This is a genomic window from Gemmobacter megaterium (genome assembly GCF_900156815.1).
GTDB lineage: Bacteria > Pseudomonadota > Alphaproteobacteria > Rhodobacterales > Rhodobacteraceae > Wagnerdoeblera > Wagnerdoeblera megaterium.
Map to the genome: position 1 here is coordinate 38,786 of NZ_FTOT01000007.1, position 17,770 is coordinate 56,555.

Below are 17,770 nucleotides of genomic sequence, written 5' to 3' on the forward strand. Positions count from 1 at the left end.
TCACCACCAGAACCGCCGTGGCAACCATGCCCGACATGGCAGCATCCGAGCGGCGTTTGCGGGGCGGTTCAGACATAGGTGCCTTCCACCGCCGCGCGGCCGCGTTCAGCACGCAGGTTGCGGGCCAGCAGATCCATGCAGGCCATGCGCACGGCAACGCCCATTTCCACCTGCTCCTGAATGACCGAACGGTTGATGTCATCGGCAATCTCGCCGTCGATCTCCACGCCGCGGTTCATCGGGCCGGGATGCATGACGATGGCATCGGGTTTGGCCACTGCCAGCTTTTCGGCATCCAGCCCATAGCGGTGATAATATTCACGCTCTGACGGGATGAAACCACCGTCCATGCGTTCCTTCTGCAAGCGCAACATCATCACGACGTCGGCACCTTCCAAGCCCTCGCGCATGTCGTCATAAACCTCGGCGCCCAGTTCGGCAAAGCCTGCGGGCATCAGCGTGGGCGGCCCGACCAGGCGCAGCCGGTTTTCCATCTTGCCCAGCAGGATCAGGTTCGACCGGGCCACGCGCGAATGGGCGACATCGCCGCAGATGGCGATGGTCAGGCGCTGAATCCGTCCCTTGGCCCTGCGGATCGTCAGCGCATCCAGCAGCGCCTGGGTCGGGTGTTCGTGCCGTCCGTCACCGGCATTCAGCACGGCGCAGTTGACCTTGGAGGCCAACAGGTTCACGGCGCCCGAATTCTGATGCCGCACGACCAGCAGATCGGGGTGCATGGCGTTCAGCGTCAGCGCCGTGTCGATCAGCGTTTCACCCTTTTTCACACTGGACTGGGCAACGGCCATGTTCATCACATCGGCGCCCAGCCGCTTGCCGGCCAGTTCGAAACTGGCCTGTGTGCGGGTCGAGTTTTCGAAGAACATGTTGATCTGCGTCAGGCCCGCCAACGCATCGGATTGCTTTACCGTGCGACGGTTCAGATCGACATAGCGGTCCGCCAGATCGAGGATCGTCACGATCTCCTGCGGGGACAGCGGCTCTATACCAAGAAGATGGCGCTGGCGGAACGACATCGGCAAGCCTCCGTGATCGGTCGCGCCGCTTATAGGCGGCTGCGCCGCAACGGGCAAGCCGCAGAGCGCCACGGCATCGCCGCATTGAATCGGCCGGGGCGGGGCGGCCAGGCGCTCTGCCCCGTTCCCCCCGGCCGCGGGTTGGCCTATGATCCGGGGCATGAGTCTTGGGACCGACCCCCGTGTGATCGCGGCAATGCTGGACTGGCAGGCCGAGCTTGGCGCCGATGAATGGATCGGCGACCAGCCTGTGGACCGATTCGCGGTGGCCCAGGCAGCGCGGGCCGCGCCGGCAATCGCGGCGCGACCGATGGCACCGGCACCCCCACCCGAACCGGCACGGGCCGATCCCGTGGCAGAGGCACGGCAGATGGCCGCGCAGGCCATGTCGCTGGAGCAACTGGCAGACCTGCAAGCGTCTTACGCCTATTGCGACCTGAAAAAAGGCGCGCGGAATTTCGTGTTCTGCGATGGGCGACCCGGCGCGCGCGTGATGCTGGTGGGCGAGGCGCCGGGCGCCGATGAGGACCGGCAGGGCAAGCCCTTTGTCGGGCGGGCGGGTCAGTTGCTGGACCGGATGCTGGGCGCCATCGGCCTGGACCGCCACGCGCAGGACATGTCCCGTGCGGTCTATATCACCAACGTCCTGCCGTGGCGCCCCCCCGGCAACCGCGACCCCGAGCCCGCCGAACTGGCCATGATGCTGCCGTTTGTGCGGCGCCATATCGAGCTGGCGGCGCCAGAGGTGCTGGTGCTGATCGGCAACCACTCTTGCCAGGCTTTGCTGGGTCAGCGCGGAATCACCAAGCTGCGCGGCAGGTGGACCGAAACCCTCGGTCGCCCGGTCCTGCCGATGCTGCACCCCGCCTATTTGCTGCGCAATCCCTATGCCAAACGTGACAGCTGGGCCGATCTGCTGATGTTGCAAGCCAGACTGAGGGGCCAATGAGCCGCATCGACGAAAACCGCGACTTCATCCCGGTCCGCATTGCGGTGCTGACGGTGTCCGACACGCGCACGCCGGAGGATGACAGGTCCGGCGACACGCTGGTCGAACGGCTGGAGGCCGCCGGTCACAGGCTGGCCGCGCGGGCGATCTGCCCGGATGATCGCGCGACCATTGCAGCGCAGTTGCGCGACTGGATCGCGGCGCCAGAGGTGGATGTGATCCTGTCCACGGGTGGAACGGGCCTGACAGGGCGCGACGTAACCGTCGAGGCCCACCGCGACGTCTACGAGAAAGAGATCGAGGCGTTCGGCACCGTCTTTACCATTGTCTCGATGCAAAAGATCGGCACCTCTGCGGTGCAAAGCCGCGCAACGGGCGGTGTCGCTGGCGGTACATATCTGTTTGCCCTGCCCGGCAGCCCTGGCGCCTGCCGTGATGCCTGGGATGAAATCCTGCGCTGGCAACTGGACTACCGGCACCGCCCCTGCAATTTTGTCGAGATTTTTCCCCGGCTTGACGAACACCGCCGCCGAAAATAGCGACGGAACATCGCGCCCCTTGCGTTGAACCCCCGACGCTCCGGCTTTCGGCTTGGAGCATGGTCCGGCGCGCGGTAGCCTTGGACCACGCAAGGAAAGGGCCACCCAATGCGCTTTGTCATGCGCTCCATGGTAGCGATGTGTCTTCTGGCGGTGACGCTGGCCGTGCTCGCATTGGCTGCGCACAGCATCTACAGCGGCTTGCAGGCCCGTTGGGCCGAGAAATCCGTGCCACGTGTTGCGCGCGAACGCATCTATGCAGCACCGGTTATCTCCGTGGCATCCGGCACGGTCGTGCCCGAGATGGAGGTCTATGGCGAAATCCGGTCCCGCCGGACACTTGAGGTGCGCGCGCCGCGCGCGGGCCGGATCATCTGGCTGGCAGACGGCTTCGAGGATGGCGCCGAAGTTTCCGAAGGGCAGACCTTGCTGCGGCTGGATCCCTCTGATGCGCAAGCGGCGTTGAACCTTGCGCTGTCCGACCGCAGGCGTGCCGAAGCCGATGCAAGGGATGCCGCACGCGGGCGCGATCTGGCGCTGGATGAACTGGCCTCGGCACAAGGCCAGGCAGAACTGCGCCGGGCGGCAGCCGACCGGCAACGTACGCTGCGCGACCGCGGCGTCGGATCGGACGCTGCCGTCGAAACCGCAGAACTGGCCGCACAGCAGGCCGAGCAGGCCGTCCTGTCCCGCCGTCAGGCCGTGGCCTCTGCCGAAGCGCAGGTTGATCAGGCCGCTGTCGCGCTGGGTCGCCTGGACATCACCATCGCCGAAGCCGAGCGGGCCTTGGCGGAAACCGAAGTGATGGCAAAGTTTACCGGGCGCCTGTCGGATGTGGCCGTTGTGCAGGGCGGGCTGGTCGGACAGAATGAAAAGCTGGGTCAGATCGTCGATCCCCACGCGCTTGAGGTTTCCGCCCGCATTTCCACCGCACAATTCGCACGGCTGGTCGGCCCGGATGGGACATTGCGCCCGACCACCATAGTGGCAGAGCTGGATTTGCCCGGTGTACAGATGACGGCACAGGGGCAACTTGCCCGCAGCGGTGCCGTTGTGGGAACTGGGCAGGCTGGCCGCGTGATCTATGCCACGCTGGATATTGCGCCAGGGTTTCAGCCCGGCGATTTCGTGACACTTCGCATCCCCGAACGCCCGTTGAATGACGTGGTGGCCTTGCCATCGACCGCGCTTGGCAATGACGGCACCGTTCTGGCGCTTGGCCCCGATGAGCGGCTGGAAAGCGTGGTGGTCGCACTGGAGCGGCGCCAGGGTGACACGGTCATCGTGCGCGCGCCCATTCTCGAAGGACGCGACGTCGTGGCCGAACGGACCGCCCTGCTTGGCGCCGGGGTGCGCGTGCGCCCGATCCGACAAGGGGATCAACGCGCGACCGCCACGCCCGAAGGTTCTGGCCCGGCCACGGCGCAAGCGGCTGAAACCGTCGAACTGACGCCAGAACGCCGGGCGGCGCTGATCTCGATCGTGGAAGAGAACGCCCGGATGCCCAAAGAAGCCAAGGCCCGGATCATCGCGCAGCTTTCGCAGGACAAGGTGCCTGTCCAGATGGTCGAGCGGCTTGAATCCCGGATTGGAGGATAGCATGGCACGGGCTGTTGCCTCTCGCGCACGGGGGATCCTGTCGCATTTCACCCGGCACCGGACCCTGGCCAACCTGTTGCTGGTGCTGATGGTGCTGGCCGGTGTCGTGGCCGGAACGCGGATCCGCAGCCAGTTCTTTCCGGACAATGTCGTCGGGACCGTCACGATCAGCGTGGCCTGGTCCGGCGCTGGCCCCGAAGAGGTGGACCGCGCCATCGTACAGGCGCTGGAACCTGCGCTTCTGGCGGTCGAAGGGGTGGAAAGCACCGCCTCGCGGTCACGCGAAGGATCGGCGAACATCACCGTCACCTTTGAACCCGGCTGGGAAATGGGCCGCGCCAGCGACGATGTGCAGGCGGCGGTTGACAGCATCCGCACCCTGCCCGCCGAGGCAGATCCCCCCACAGTGCGCCGCGGCAACTGGCGCGACAGGGTGACGGATGTGGTCATCTCCGGGCCGTTGCCCCCCGCGCAACTGGCCCAGTTGACCGATGAACTGACGGCGCGGCTGTTTGCCGCCGGAATTACCCGGACGACCATTCAGGGCATAGCGGCCCCGCGCACCATGGTGCGTGTCCCGACGGCTGCGCTGATGCGGCACGGGCTGACCATGCGCGAGATCGCCGACGCCATAGGGGCCGAGGTCCAGTCCTCTCCGGCCGGGGATGTGGCAGGGGGGGCGGCGCGCGTCCGCACAGGCACCGAGCGCCGCAGTGCCGACCAGATCGCCGGCATTGTCCTGCGCCGGGGCAGCGACGGCACCAGCCTGACCATCGGCGATGTCGCCGGGATCGAGGTGCTGGGGGCTGATCGCAACGTCGCCTTTCTGATCGGCGACGATCCTGCGATGCAAATCCGGGTGGACCGCACGGAAACCGGCGACGCCATCAAGATGCAGGCCCAGGTTCAGGCCGTGGCGGATGCGATGCAACTGACCGTACCGCAAGGGGTGACGGTAGAGCTGATCCGCACACGGGCCGAGGGTATCACCGACCGGCTGAACCTGTTGCTGGAAAACGGCCTGATGGGGCTTGGCCTCGTGCTGTTGCTGCTGTTCCTGTTCCTGAACGCACGGACAGCCATCTGGGTGGCTGCGGGAATTCCCGTGGCAATGGCGGCAGCTATCGCGGTGATGTACGGCTTTGGCCTGACGATCAACATGATGTCGCTGTTCGCGTTGATCATCACGCTTGGCGTAGTGGTGGATGATGCCATCGTTGTGGGCGAACACGCAGATCACCGCGCGCGCCATCTGGGTGAAAGCCCCTATGAGGCGGCCGAGAATGCGGCCATGCGGATGTCATCGCCGGTTTTCGCCTCGACCTTGACTACGGTGATCGCCTTTTCCGGGCTGTTCGTGATCCAGGGCACCTTTGGCAACATGATTGCTGACATCCCCTTTACCGTGGTTGCAGTGCTGATCGCGTCGCTGGTCGAATGCTTTCTGATCCTGCCCAACCATATGGCCCATGCGCTGGCCAGTCAGGCAAGGGATCGCTGGTACGACTGGCCCTCGCGCCAGTTCAACCGCGGCTTCGACCGGGTACGCGCGCGGCTGTTCCGCCCCTTCATGGCGCTGGTCGTGCGGGCGCGTTATCCCGTGCTCGCGCTGGTCATTCTTGCCCTGGCAAGCCAGGCGGCCCTGTTCCTGCGCGGTGACATCTCCTGGCGGTTCTTCAACTCGCCCGAACAAGGGTCGATCAGCGGCAACTTTTCCATGCTTCCGGGGGCGGCCCGGACCGATACCATGGCAATGGTCGCGGAACTGCAACGCGCCACCCGTGTGGTGGCCGAACGCTACGCGGATCAGCACGGAGCCAATCCGATCAGCCATGTCATGGGCCAGATCGGTGGAAACGCCGGGCGCGGATTGCCTGGGTCAGAGGTGAAGGACGCGGATCTGCTTGGCTCGATCTCGATCGAATTGATCGACCCCGATCTGCGCCCCTATTCCTCGTTCGAATTCCTCTCGGCGGTCGAACAGGAAGTGCGCCCGCAACCGAAGGTGGAGGAACTGAGCTTTCGCGGTGCCCGGTTCGGGCCAGGAGGGGATGCGCTGTCGGTGCAGTTGACAGGTGCGGATGCCCCAACGCTGAAGGCCGCAGCCGAGGCGCTGAAACGCGCGCTTGCCCCCTTCCCCGCCGTATCGGCACTGGAAGACAACCTGAGCTATGACAAGGACGAATTGATCCTGACCCTGACCCCACAGGGGGAGGCGCTGGGATTCACCGTCGATACGCTTGGCCGCCTGCTGCGCGAACGGCTGAACGGGATAGAGGCCGCGACCTTCCCCGACGGCCCGAGATCCGCAGAGATCCGCGTCGAACTGCCAGACGACGAACTGACCGCCGATTTTCTTGACCGGACGCGGTTGCGGGCGCCGGGTGGTGCCTGGTTGCCGCTGGCCGATGTCGTGCGGGTCGAGATGCGCAGCGGCTTTTCGACGGTGCGGCGGGAAAACGGGCTGCGGGTGGTCACTGTCACTGGCGACATTTCCGAAGATGACCCTGCCGCATCGGCAGAGGCCCGGCGCCAACTGACAACCGAAATCCTGCCACGCATCGCCGAAGACCACGGCATCGGCTGGAGCCAGACCGGCCTTGCCGAGCAGGAAAGCGACTTTCTGTCCGATGCCATGTTGGGACTGCTGCTGTGTCTGACCGGGATCTATCTGGTGCTGAGCTGGATCTTTGCCAGTTGGTCGCGCCCGGTCGTGGTGATGTCGGTCATTCCCTTCGGGCTGGTCGGTGCCATCTGGGGGCATTACGTCTGGGATATGCCGCTGTCGATGTTCTCGGTGGTTGGCCTTCTGGGCATGGCAGGGATCATCATCAACGACTCCATCGTGCTTGTGGATGCGGTTGATGAACACGCTGCCACCCGCCCCCTGCACAATGCGATCATCGACGGCGCGGCGGACCGCTTGCGCGCCGTGACCCTGACCACAACGACCACGGTCGCGGGGCTTGCGCCCCTTTTGTACGAATCCTCGTCGCAGGCACTGTTTCTGAAACCCACCGTCATCACGCTTGTCTATGGGTTGGGCTTCGGGATGGTTCTGGTGCTGGTCGTGGTGCCGTCGCTGATCGCGGTGCAGGCCGATGTAGGCCGGGCGTTCCGGTCGCTGCGCCGGTCGCTGCGCGCGCCGCGCCGCGCCCGTGGCGCAGGCCTCGCCATGGCGGGTGCGCTGCTGGCCATGCTGGCGCTGTTCGCGGCGACGCTTGGCTGGACCGTGATTACCGGCGCGCTTCCGACACCGCTGGCGCCGATACTGCCTGGGATATCCCCGGTCCTTGCGGCGAGCCTGCTGTTTCTGGCGGGGACGCTGGCACTTGCAGGGCTAGGGGCCGGGGTTGCAGCGCTGTCGACGCGGGCAAGGCGGGTGCCGGACACCCCCTGAGTTCTACCGCGCGATTGCCCGCCAGAATGGTGATCGTCAAGCCGGACCGATCCAGCGCAACGGGCCTGCGGTCGGCCGAGAACAGCCGGGTCTCCGCCACCAGCAGCCCGCCATCCCGGCGCGTCTCGGCCTCTGCGACCCAGATCGCGGGATCCGAAGTTTCGATTACGACCACCTCATCGGGGCCAAGCCGCGGCATATCCAGCGTGGCGCGCAACGTCAGACCCTTGCGTGCCGGTTCGATCTCGCAGGTCGCGGACCGTAGCCCTGCGGACTTTGCGCTACCCGGCTGGGCCTTCAGCGCCGCACGTATCGCGGGATCTGCGACCCCCGAGGGCGTCAGCACACCCTCCAGCCGCACATTCGCCGGCACACAGATATCACGGCAAACACCCAGATCGACCGACGTTTCCAGCTTGACCGGCTGTCCCGGCACTTGGGGCACGATCTCTATCGGCAGGACCAGTTCGCGTGCATATCCGATCGTCTGCATCCCGTTGAAGTGGAACACCTGCGGAACCGGCCAGTGCAGGTGCACCGACTGGATGTTCTGCGAGCCCTCCCAATCGAAATCAGGCGGGATCCCCGCATCACCGGGGCTGCGCCAATAGGTCTTCCACTCTGGCGCGAGTGTCAGCCGGAGCGCCGCCATATGGGTTCCCGACGACGTGCGCCACCCCGGCAACAACTCGGCCGACACTATGTCGCCAAGCGATTGCGCGGCAACGGATGCGGGGCCGGACAGGGCCATGGCGGCGGCAAGAGCAAGCGGTCGTGCAAGGGTTCTGAGCATGACGTTGCTTTTCCTGCCTGCGCACGGCATTTCAAAGTCACAATCCGGCGATGCCTCTGCGAGGGTGGCTTGCGTGCAACGCTTTCACCAGCCACCCTTGCGCAACTGCCACGCAAAGGGAGAGCACCATGGACCTCAGCGGCAAGTTCCTGATCGCCATGCCCGCGATGGGTGATCCGCGTTTCGAACGCAGCGTGGTGCTGATCTGTAGCCATACAGAAGAGGGATCGATGGGGTTGATCGTCAACAAGCCCATGCCAGACCTGAATTTTTCACGCCTTCTCGATCAGATAGGGATTGCGCATGGCGATGCTGTGCCCAGCGTCCCGATCCAGTATGGCGGGCCGGTAGAACCCGGACGGGGCTTTGTGCTGCATGGCGACAGCTGGATCTCTGCCACCGGCACAATGCAGTTGGCGGACGGCATGGCCATGACCGCCACGCAAGATGTGCTGGAGGCTTTGGCCACCGGCGTTGGCCCGGCCAGGGCCTTTCTGGCACTTGGCTATGCAGGCTGGGGGCCAGGGCAGCTCGAATCAGAGATTCTGCGCAATGACTGGCTGACAGCCGATGCCGCCCCGGATCTGATTTTTGACGCCGACCAGGCCGGTAAATGGGCCGCCGCGCTCGCCACGCTCCGTATCGACCCGCTGACACTGTCCTCAACGGCCGGGCGGGCATGAGCCTGCTGGCGCGGTTCAGCCCAGCATCCGCCGCGCCAGCCGCGCCAACCCTTTCACCCTTGCGGTATAGGGCGGAAAGATCATCGTCAGCCCGGAAAAGCGGTTGGCAAGAATCGCCCGCTCATGGCTGAAGGCACGAAAGCCGAACTCCCCATGCGCCGCCCCGATGCCAGAGGTGTTGACCCCGCCAAACGGCAAACCGTGATGGGTATAGTGCAAGAGCGTCAGGTTCACCCCCACCCCTCCCGAACTGGTCGCCGCGATGATCCGGTCTGAAAAGGCGCTGTCCTTGTCGAAGACATACAAGGCCAGCGGCTTTGGGCGTTCGTTGATGCGGGCGATCACGCGATCCAGATCGGCATAGGGAATGACCGGCAGCACAGGGCCAAAGATCTCTTCCTGATCCAGCCGCATCTCTGGGGTGATGGCCTCGACCAGCGTCGGCGGCATGTACCGGCCTTCGCCCTCGCCGCCCAGTACGATCTGCGCGCCCCTGGCCTGTGCATCCGCCAGCAATCCGCGCAGCCGCCCGGCATGGCGGTCGTTGACGATATGCGACAGATGCGGCGATGGGCCCTGACCGTAGGCCTTGGCAATCCTGGCGCGAAGGGCGTCCAGGAACGCCTCGCGCACGTCCTCGTGCACATAGACATGATCCGGCGCGATGCAGGTCTGCCCGGCATTGGCAAACTTGCCAAAGGCGATCCAGGCAGCGGCCTGTCTGACATCGGCCCCAGGCCCCACCACGGTCGGCGACTTGCCCCCCAGTTCCAGCGTGACGGAACTCAGGTTCCGCGCCGCTGCCGCCATCACGATCTTGCCCACCTCGGGACTGCCGGTAAAGAAGATGTGATCGAATGGCAGCGCGAGCAACGCCTGCGACGCTTCGATCCCCCCTTCGATCACCGTCACCAGATCGGGGGTGAACGCCTCCGACACGATAGAGGCGATCAACCCCGATGTCGCAGGCGTCAGTTCCGACGGTTTCACAATCGCACTGTTGCCCGCCGCCAGACACGATACCAACGGCCCCAATGCCAGAGTCAGCGGGTAGTTCCACGGCGCAATGATCAGGCAGACCCCCCGTGGCTCCGGCCGGATCCGCGCAGCGGTACCAAAGGTCGCCAGCGTCGGCCTCACCCGCCGGGGCCGCATCCAACGCCCCAGCTTGCGCAAGGCCAGCGCAATGTCCTGCCGGACCGGCAGGATCTCTGTCAGCAGGGTCTCGGTTTCCGGCTTGCCGAAATCCGCCGCCAGCGCCGCGATGATCTCTGGCTCGCGCCGCGTCAGCACGTCGCGCAGGCGGACAAGCGCGGCCCTGCGCTCGGCCAGACCAAAAGCGGTGCGGCGCGCAACAGTTCCGGCGGATTGTGCGGCAAAGGCCGCAGCAATGCTGTCTGGTGTCTGGTCGGTCATGCTGTCCCTCTCGCCCCGATCCTGCCCCGGCCACCGCCCTTTGACCAGAGCGGCTTGCAAGCCTGGCCCAAGATCGCCAGTCTGTGATGAAATCTGACGCAAAGGCCCAGCATGTCCCCGACCAAATCCGCTATCCTAGATCCCAAACGCCTTGATCGACTGGCCCGCGTGGCCGTGAAGGTCGGGCTGAACCTGCAACCAGGGCAGGATCTTGTGCTGACCGCCCCCATCGCCGCAGCGCCCCTCGTGCGCCGGATCGCAGCCCAAGCCTACAAGGCCGGCGCCGGACTTGTCACGCCGATCTACGCGGACGAAGGTGTCACCATGGCCCGCTATCGCCACGCGCGGGACCGCAGCTTCGACCGGGCTCCCGACTGGCTCTACAAGGGCATGGCCGATGCCTATGGCGCCAATGCGGCGCGGCTGGCCGTGGTGGGCGACAATCCCATGCTGCTGGCCGACCAGGATCCGGCCAAGGTTGCCCGCGCCAGCCGCGCCAATGCCATGGCCTATCGACCGGCACTGGAAAAGATCTCGGGCTTCGACATCAACTGGACCCTGCTGGCCTGGCCCGGCGCCGCCTGGGCGCAACTGGTCTTTCCCGAACTGGACAAGAACACCGCGCAAAAACGGCTGGCCGATGCCATCTTCGCAGCCAGCCGGATCGACGGCGAGGATCCGGTCGCGGATTGGGCGGCCCATTCGGCCCGTCTGGCCGAACGCTCCGGCTGGCTGAACGGGCACCGCTTCGCCGCGCTGCATTTCTCCGGCCCCGGCACCGACCTGACCGTCGGGCTTGCCGACGGCCATGAATGGCACGGCGGCGCCTCCACGGCCAGGAACGGCATTTCCTGCAACCCCAACATCCCCACGGAAGAGGTGTTCACAACCCCGCACGCCCTGCGCGTCGAGGGTCATGTCGCAGCAACCAAACCCCTGTCGCATCAGGGCAGCCTCATCGACGGCATCCGCGTGCGCTTCGAGGCGGGACGCATCACCGAAGCCCATGCCAGCAAGGGCCAGGATGTGCTTCAAAAACTGATCGACAGCGATGACGGCGCGCGGCGACTTGGAGAAGTGGCCCTGGTGCCCCATTCCTCGCCGATCTCGCAATCCGGGCTTCTGTTCTACAACACCCTGTTCGACGAGAATGCCGCCAGCCACATCGCCCTTGGTCAATGCTATTCCAAGTGCTTCGCCGGTGGTGCGGATCTCAGCCCCGAACAGATCGCGGCGCAAGGGGGCAACAGCTCGATCATCCATGTGGACTGGATGATCGGCTCGGGCCATGTCGATGTCGACGGGATCACGGCCGATGGCACCCGCACCCCCGTGATGCGCAAGGGCGAATGGGCCTGAAGGGTCTTCCGCCTTTTCATCTTGCTGCAAATACCCCGCGGGGGTCCGGGGGCGCGAAGCCCCCGGCGCCGGCCGCCCCAGCAGAACGGAGACCAGATGGACAAGCGGATTCTGATCGTCGGCACCTATGACACCAAGTCTGACGAGTTGTCCTATATCGCAGACGTGATCCGGGCACAGGGCGGCGTGGCGCTCTCGATGGATGTGTCCGTTCTGGGTCAGGCGCCGCATCCCACCGACTGGTCCAAGCACGATGTGGCCCTGGCAGGCGGGGGCACCATCGCGCAGGCAATCGCCTCCGGGGACGAGAATTTTGCGATGCAGCTCATGGCAAGGGGCGCGGCACTGCTGGGCAGCCGCCTTCATGCCGAGGGGCGGTTCGACGGCGTTCTGGTGCTGGGCGGTTCGATGGGAACGGATCTCGCACTCGATCTATGCGCGGCGCTGCCGGTGGGGGTGCCGAAATATATCGTCTCGACGGTCAGCTTTTCCCCGATGATCCCGCCGGAACGGCTGGCGGCGGATGTGCAGATGATCCTGTGGGCCGGTGGGCTGTATGGCCTCAACCCGATCTGCAAGGCATCGCTGTCGCAGGCCGCAGGGGCCGTGCTTGGCGCCGCCCGCGCGGTCGAGCCACCACAGAGCCGCCGCCCGATGATCGGCATGACCAGCTTTGGCAAGACGGTGCTGCGCTACATGGTCACGCTGAAGCCGGAACTGGAACGGCGCGGCTACGATCTGGCCGTGTTCCATGCCACCGGCATGGGCGGTCGGGCGTTCGAGACTCTCGCCGAACAGGGCGCCTTTGTCGCGGTGATGGATTTCGCGCCTCAAGAGGTGTCGAACCACCTGTTCGGCTCTGCCATCAGCGCGGGCCCGAACCGGATGATCAGCGCAGGCCGCGCGGGCGTGCCACAGATGGTTGCGCCCGGCTGCTATGATCTGGTCGATGTCGTCGGCTGGCACCCGGCCCCCGAAGCCTTCCGGGATGCGCCTAGCCATGCGCACAACCGCCTGCTGTCGTCCTTCGTGCTGAATGCGGACCAACGCCGTCAGGTCGCGCGCGAAATTGCCGCCAAGCTGGCGCAGGCCGCCGCGCCCGTCACCATCTTCCTACCCGAGCACGGCTGCAATGAATGGGATCGCGCCGCGGGGCCGCTTTCCGACCCCGAGGCGCTGGCGGCCTTCTGCGACGAGATGCGGGCCGTGACCCCGCCTAACGCCAGGTTGATCTCGCTTGACGCCCATATCAACGACGACGCCTTTGCCGCCGCCGTTCTGGCGCAGTTCGACCAATGGGTCGCCAGCGGGGTGGTTCCACCGGGCCACCGCTGACGCATCCCACCTGATGGTCGCTCTGGCCGCACAGGCTCAGGCGAATGCGGCGTTGAACCCGGCCACGAGGATCGTTGCATCCGACCCCACGATCCCGAGGGCGATCCGGCGCTTGTGCGCGGCCAGTCCGTCGAGCGTCATGGCAAAGATGCCTGCCGGTCGATCTGCAGCGGCGCAGGCGGCAAGAATGGTGTCAACCGCTTCGGCCACCGTTGTGCTGCGGCCCGACACCTCCAGACCCACGCCCAGATCCCCCGGCCCGATGAACAGCAGATCCACTCCGGGCACTGCCGCGATCTCGGACACGCGATCCAGCGCCTCGACCGTCTCGATCTGCAAGGCCACGACGGTTTCGGCCCGAGCGCGCGCCATCGCCTCGGGGATCGCCCGGCCATAGCCCGATGCCCGCCCCGGACCGGCCCCACGCGACCCATGCGGCGGGTAGCGCGCGGCATCCACCGCGCGGCGCGCTTCGTCGGCTGTGTTCACGCGCGGAACAAGCACACCCTCGGCGCCCCAATCCAGGGCTTGCCCGATGGCGGCCGGGTCAATCCCCGGCACCCGCACCAGCGTGGACACCCGGTGAACGGCCGCCGCCCGCACCATGTTTTCCGCCGATTCCGGCGATACGGCCCCATGTTCCATGTCGATGCAGACGAAATCGGGAAATGACCCGCAGGCAATTTCCGTCACCACGGGCGAGGGTACCGCAAGGAATGGTCCACGCAGCACGGGCAAGTGACCGTGATGGGCGGCGGAAATCCGATGGCGCAGGGAAATCATGCAAAAGCCTTGCCGGGGTTGAGAATGCCGCGCGGATCCAGCGCAGCCTTGACGGCACGCATCGCGGCCAGTTCTTCGGGCGACCGGCTGTAGCCGATCACGTCACGCTTGATCAGGCCGATCCCGTGTTCCGCCGATACCGTACCCGCATAGTCGCGGGTCAGGCCATAGACGAGCGCCTTGATCTCTTTCGTGGGTTGCGCGCTACCGGCAGAGGGCACGTTGACGACAAGATGCAGGTTGCTGTCGCCCATATGACCATAGCTCAGCGCCTGCGCATCGGGCCAGCGTGCCTTGATCGCGGTCTCCAGCGTTGCCACGGCCTCGGCCATGCGGTCCAGCGGAATGCCGATATCAAAGGGCGTCAGCTTGCCGATGATCCGCGGGTATTCCGAGACGGATTCCCGCACGGCCCACAGGGCACGCTCCTCGCGCAGGTTTCCGGCGATCACAGCATCCTCGACGAGACCGGCCTCCATGGCATCCGCGAGACAAAGCTCCAATCGTTCGCGCATGGTGGGATCAAAGCCGCCCGTCTCGATCACGATATAGACTCCATGCGACCCGGCCAGCGGATGGGCCGCGCCGATTCCGGCGCGCATGATGTCGTAAAAGCTGGGCCACATCACCTCGAAGGAAATCAGCGCCGGTCCCAGCGCCTTGCGCGCCTGCGCCAGCAGCGCCAGCATCGCAACCGAATCTGCAACACCGACAAAGGCAGTCGCGCCATGGGTCGGACGCGGTTGCAAACGGAATACGGCCTGCGTGACCACGCCCATGGTGCCCTCGGTCCCGATGAACATCTGCTTGAGGTCAAGACCGACATTGTTCTTCAGCAGCCGGTTCATCGCGGGCAGAACCGTTCCATCGGCCAGCACCGCCTCGACCCCCAGAACGTGATCCCGAGCCATCCCATAGCGCAACACCTGATTGCCGCCCGCATTTGTGGAAATCACCCCACCCAGCGTGCAACTGCCCCGCGCGCCCAGATCGACGGCCAACATCATGCCCTGATCCGCCGCCGCTTGCTGGGCCACCTGCAACACGCAGCCGGCCTCGGCGGTCAGGGTGGCCTGCGCCACATCGACCGACAGCACGCGGTTCATGCGTTCCAGTGACAACGCGACCCCGCGTTCCAGCGGATGCGCGCCGCCGCACAGGCCCGACAGCCCGCCCTGCGTGACCAGCGGTGTCGCGGACTCGTGGCAGATGCGCAGCGCGGCCGATACATCCGCCGTGGTGCGCGGTCGCACCAGCGCCAACGGCATCACAGCGGGCAGACCCGACCAATCGGCGCGGTTGCGCTCGGGGATCCGGTCGCCGATGGTTACGACATCGGGCCCCAGCGCCTCCAGCAGGCATTCGGCAACGGTCATTCGCGCAGCTCCGCTTTTTGCAGCAATGGCAGGACGCCATCGCAAAAGAATGGCAGTTCCTCGGCAAAGTTCACGAAACTGACCGTGGTGCCGGCGAACCCGGCCCGCGACATCTCGACCATCTGCGCGGCGATATCGTCCGGTGTGCCGATCAATGGGTAGGTGCCCGCGCCACCCGCAAACCACTTGCGATGCAGACGATAGGTGTCGGGATCGTGGTTGGAGGCATTTGCCGCCTGCTTTCCCATCATGTAGTCGATGGCCGCAGTGTCGGCCATGGTGACAGCATAGTGGTCATAGTAGTCTTCGGCCTCGGCACGGCTGGGACGGCAGACGACATGCGTCGTCGTATAGACCCCCACAGCGCGGCCCGTTTCGGCAGACCGCTGTGCGACATCCTCGATGGTCGCGCGACCCGCCTCGATGCTTTTGAAGGTGGTGAACAGGAAATCGGCATGTTTCGCCGCAAAGTCGCGGCCAGCGGGCGAGAAGGCGGCGTTCAGCACCGGCGGGCGGGCGCCTCGTACCGGCCTTGGCAATATTGCGGCGCCAGTCAGCGAATAGTATTTGCCTGCATGGTCAAAGGGGCTGGATTCCGTATACAGCCGCGAAATGACGTCGATCCATTCCGCTGCCTGTTCATAGGGTGCGTCCACACGCTCCAGCCCGAACATGGCAAATTCATCCGGGTTCCATCCGGCGACGATGTTCAGCCCCGCCCGCCCATTCGACGCATGGTCGACTGTCGCCCATGCCTTGGCGGCAAAGACAGGGTGCACCATCGGGACATGCACGGTCGAGAACAGACCGATACGTTCTGTCACACCGGCCAAGGCCGCGGCGAAGGTGAAGGTCTCGTAAGAGTGCTGGCGGCTGTTCATTTCGCCGCCGAAGCCTTTCCATCGCGCGATGGGCAGGAAGAACTCGATCCCGGCCCGATCAGCGATTTGCGCGGCCCTGACCACGTCAGGCCAACTGGCGGTCCATCGCTCCGGCACCTTGGTAACGGTCAGGCCGCCATCGGCATTGGCCGAAAATACGCCCAGTTTGAACCTGTTGGGCCCATGCATGGGATGCGGGATCATGGCGTGTCCTCTGACTGGATCGCGGGGTGTACGGGGTTGGCGGTCGCGACTGCGCTGCGGAAATGCGCATAGGCGGTGTCGATGAACGCCTCCATTGTCTGGCGGGCCGCCACGGGATCGCGGGCCGCGAACGCCTCGACCAAGCGGACAACGCCGCGTGCGGCATCGGCGCGCGACTGCGCAGACCGCAATGTCGCGTGCCGGACCAGAACGACCTGATCGTCAAAACGCATCAGCACATCCTGCATACGCTGGTTCGGAATGCGCCCCAGCCACAACCCGCGAAAGGCAATGTTGGCCTGAACCGCCGCCTGTTCGGTGTCGGCCGCCTGCACCCGGTTGCGCCCGGCGATATAGGCGGCAAGATCGCTGTCGGTTGTTGCCGCAGCCACGTCGGCGACGCCCTGCGGTTCAAGCAGGCGGCGTATCTGAAAGATTTCCTCGACATCCTGCACCGTCAGTCGTGGCACATGGAAGCCGCCATCGCGCTGTTCCAGCATTCCGTTCTGCTCCAACCGGAACAACGCCTCGCGCACCGGGGTACGCGATACGGCAAGGCGGCGGGCCAGATCTTCCTCGACCATGCGCTCGCCCGGTTCGAACACCTGGGCCTGCATCATGGTGCGCAGGGTTTCAAAGACCTGGGCGGCCAGTGGCGGTTGACGACGAATGCGGAAATCGGACGAAGACACGGGGAAACTCCGGTACAAGACAGGCAATCACGGGCGCAACGTCTCTGTCCACATGGCAAAATGCTTGTTGCCCCCATCATAGGCAGGGAAGGTGTGATAGTCTGCCCGCAATTCGTGGCGCACCGGGGATTGCAGCGCCGCGGTCAGCGCATCGCTGCTGTCGAACAGGATGCGGTTGCGTTGCAGGTGCCGCACCTTGGTATGCGGCAGGAATGAAACCCAGTCCACCGGTGTCAGAATCTCGATCCAGCGAATGCCGGGAAACCTTGCGAACAGCGGGGGATGACCGGCCATGTAATGCGCGTGCCAGGCATTGTCGTCCTGCGCGGGACCGGGATAGTGCACGACAAACGAGCAGGGCAACGCACCCGCCGGTGTGCATATCTGCGGATCGGGCACATCCCAGGTGCGGCGCCAGAAGGCCTGCGCCGTCGCATCGGTCCCTGCAAGCGAGGGAAGCCGTGACCCAAGCTGTTGCAAGGGCCCGTCCGGAGCGCAGGCCGCCTCCAGCAGTTCCAGCCGGGGAAAGTGCAGTTGCAACCCCAGCGGGGGCGAGGCGCCATCATCCGTGTACTGGTCCCGCGCGGTCGCGGGCGTAAAGATCAGCGCCTCGGTCATTCCGGGCACGGTGGACAGCAGATCTCTCAGCGCAGCCAGCTCTTCTGCCGGCACCACAGGTGTGGTGCCGGGAGCCGCCTCGTGAAACAGCATCAGCGCAAAGGTCATG

General features: G+C 65.4%; 14 protein-coding genes and 1 pseudogene. 7 read left to right on the forward strand and 8 right to left on the reverse strand.

The window, feature by feature from the left end; genetic code table 11:
* Positions 1 to 68: 68 nt before the first annotated feature.
* Complete coding sequence (locus tag BW970_RS15450) at positions 69 to 1,034, reverse strand: aspartate carbamoyltransferase catalytic subunit (protein WP_076533092.1); 966 nt, start codon at positions 1,032 to 1,034, stop codon at positions 69 to 71.
* 160 nt (positions 1,035 to 1,194) lie between these two features.
* On the opposite strand from BW970_RS15450, the gene BW970_RS15455 reads away from it, so the two are divergent.
* The 4 genes from BW970_RS15455 to BW970_RS15470 all read left to right on the forward strand — a co-directional run bounded on the left by BW970_RS15455 (position 1,195) and on the right by BW970_RS15470 (position 7,521).
* Positions 1,195 to 1,983: a uracil-DNA glycosylase gene (locus tag BW970_RS15455; protein WP_076533391.1), complete on the forward strand. Its 789-nt coding sequence runs from the start codon at positions 1,195 to 1,197 to the stop codon at positions 1,981 to 1,983.
* Positions 1,980 to 2,522 carry a molybdenum cofactor biosynthesis protein B gene (moaB, locus tag BW970_RS15460; RefSeq protein ID WP_076533094.1) on the forward strand — a complete coding sequence of 181 codons (543 nt, stop codon included), beginning with the start codon at positions 1,980 to 1,982 and terminating at the stop codon, positions 2,520 to 2,522. The genes BW970_RS15455 and moaB overlap by 4 nt, the downstream gene beginning before the upstream one ends.
* Before the next feature lie 108 nt (positions 2,523 to 2,630).
* Complete coding sequence (locus BW970_RS15465) at positions 2,631 to 4,121, forward strand: efflux RND transporter periplasmic adaptor subunit (RefSeq protein ID WP_076533096.1); 1,491 nt, start codon at positions 2,631 to 2,633, stop codon at positions 4,119 to 4,121.
* Position 4,122: 1 nt separating this feature from the next.
* Entirely contained in the window at positions 4,123 to 7,521 is a 3,399-nt protein-coding gene (locus tag BW970_RS15470) for an efflux RND transporter permease subunit (protein ID WP_076533098.1), read from the forward strand.
* A gap of 358 nt (positions 7,522 to 7,879) precedes the next feature.
* Here the strand turns inward: BW970_RS15470 and BW970_RS21250 are convergent.
* Positions 7,880 to 8,344: pseudogene (locus tag BW970_RS21250) on the reverse strand (protein-disulfide reductase DsbD domain-containing protein); the annotation flags it as partial.
* Positions 8,345 to 8,442: 98 nt separating this feature from the next.
* Here BW970_RS21250 and BW970_RS15480 point away from each other — a divergent pair.
* Complete coding sequence (locus BW970_RS15480) at positions 8,443 to 8,997, forward strand: YqgE/AlgH family protein (protein ID WP_076533102.1); 555 nt, start codon at positions 8,443 to 8,445, stop codon at positions 8,995 to 8,997.
* A 15-nt stretch (positions 8,998 to 9,012) separates the two neighbouring features.
* On the opposite strand, the gene BW970_RS15485 is transcribed toward BW970_RS15480, so the two are convergent.
* The gene (locus BW970_RS15485; RefSeq protein ID WP_076533103.1) at positions 9,013 to 10,413 is read right to left on the reverse strand and encodes an aldehyde dehydrogenase family protein; all 1,401 of its coding nucleotides are present in this window, start codon (positions 10,411 to 10,413) and stop codon (positions 9,013 to 9,015) included.
* Positions 10,414 to 10,524: 111 nt separating this feature from the next.
* On the opposite strand from BW970_RS15485, the gene BW970_RS15490 reads away from it, so the two are divergent.
* Both BW970_RS15490 and BW970_RS15495 read left to right on the forward strand, forming a co-directional pair.
* Positions 10,525 to 11,772, forward strand: a complete 1,248-nt coding sequence (locus tag BW970_RS15490) for an aminopeptidase (protein WP_076533104.1) — start codon at positions 10,525 to 10,527, stop codon at positions 11,770 to 11,772.
* 96 nt (positions 11,773 to 11,868) lie between these two features.
* Positions 11,869 to 13,107: a Tm-1-like ATP-binding domain-containing protein gene (locus BW970_RS15495; RefSeq protein WP_076533105.1), complete on the forward strand. Its 1,239-nt coding sequence runs from the start codon at positions 11,869 to 11,871 to the stop codon at positions 13,105 to 13,107.
* Between the two features lie 36 nt (positions 13,108 to 13,143).
* On the opposite strand, the gene BW970_RS15500 is transcribed toward BW970_RS15495, so the two are convergent.
* From BW970_RS15500 to BW970_RS15520, 5 genes are read right to left on the reverse strand one after another with little or no spacing between them, the layout of a single operon-like run.
* Complete coding sequence (locus tag BW970_RS15500; protein WP_076533106.1) at positions 13,144 to 13,890, reverse strand: HpcH/HpaI aldolase family protein; 747 nt, start codon at positions 13,888 to 13,890, stop codon at positions 13,144 to 13,146.
* Complete coding sequence (locus BW970_RS15505) at positions 13,887 to 15,266, reverse strand: FAD-binding oxidoreductase (protein ID WP_076533108.1); 1,380 nt, start codon at positions 15,264 to 15,266, stop codon at positions 13,887 to 13,889. Before BW970_RS15505 ends, BW970_RS15500 begins: the two co-directional genes overlap by 4 nt.
* Entirely contained in the window at positions 15,263 to 16,351 is a 1,089-nt protein-coding gene (locus BW970_RS15510) for an LLM class flavin-dependent oxidoreductase (protein ID WP_076533110.1), read from the reverse strand. Before BW970_RS15510 ends, BW970_RS15505 begins: the two co-directional genes overlap by 4 nt.
* On the reverse strand, positions 16,348 to 17,043 hold the full coding sequence (locus BW970_RS15515) for a GntR family transcriptional regulator (RefSeq protein WP_076533112.1): 696 nt from the start codon (positions 17,041 to 17,043) through the stop codon (positions 16,348 to 16,350). Before BW970_RS15515 ends, BW970_RS15510 begins: the two co-directional genes overlap by 4 nt.
* A gap of 27 nt (positions 17,044 to 17,070) precedes the next feature.
* Positions 17,071 to 17,769, reverse strand: coding sequence for a hypothetical protein (locus BW970_RS15520; RefSeq protein ID WP_076533114.1), 699 nt, complete (start codon positions 17,767 to 17,769; stop codon positions 17,071 to 17,073).
* Position 17,770 lies beyond the last annotated feature (1 nt).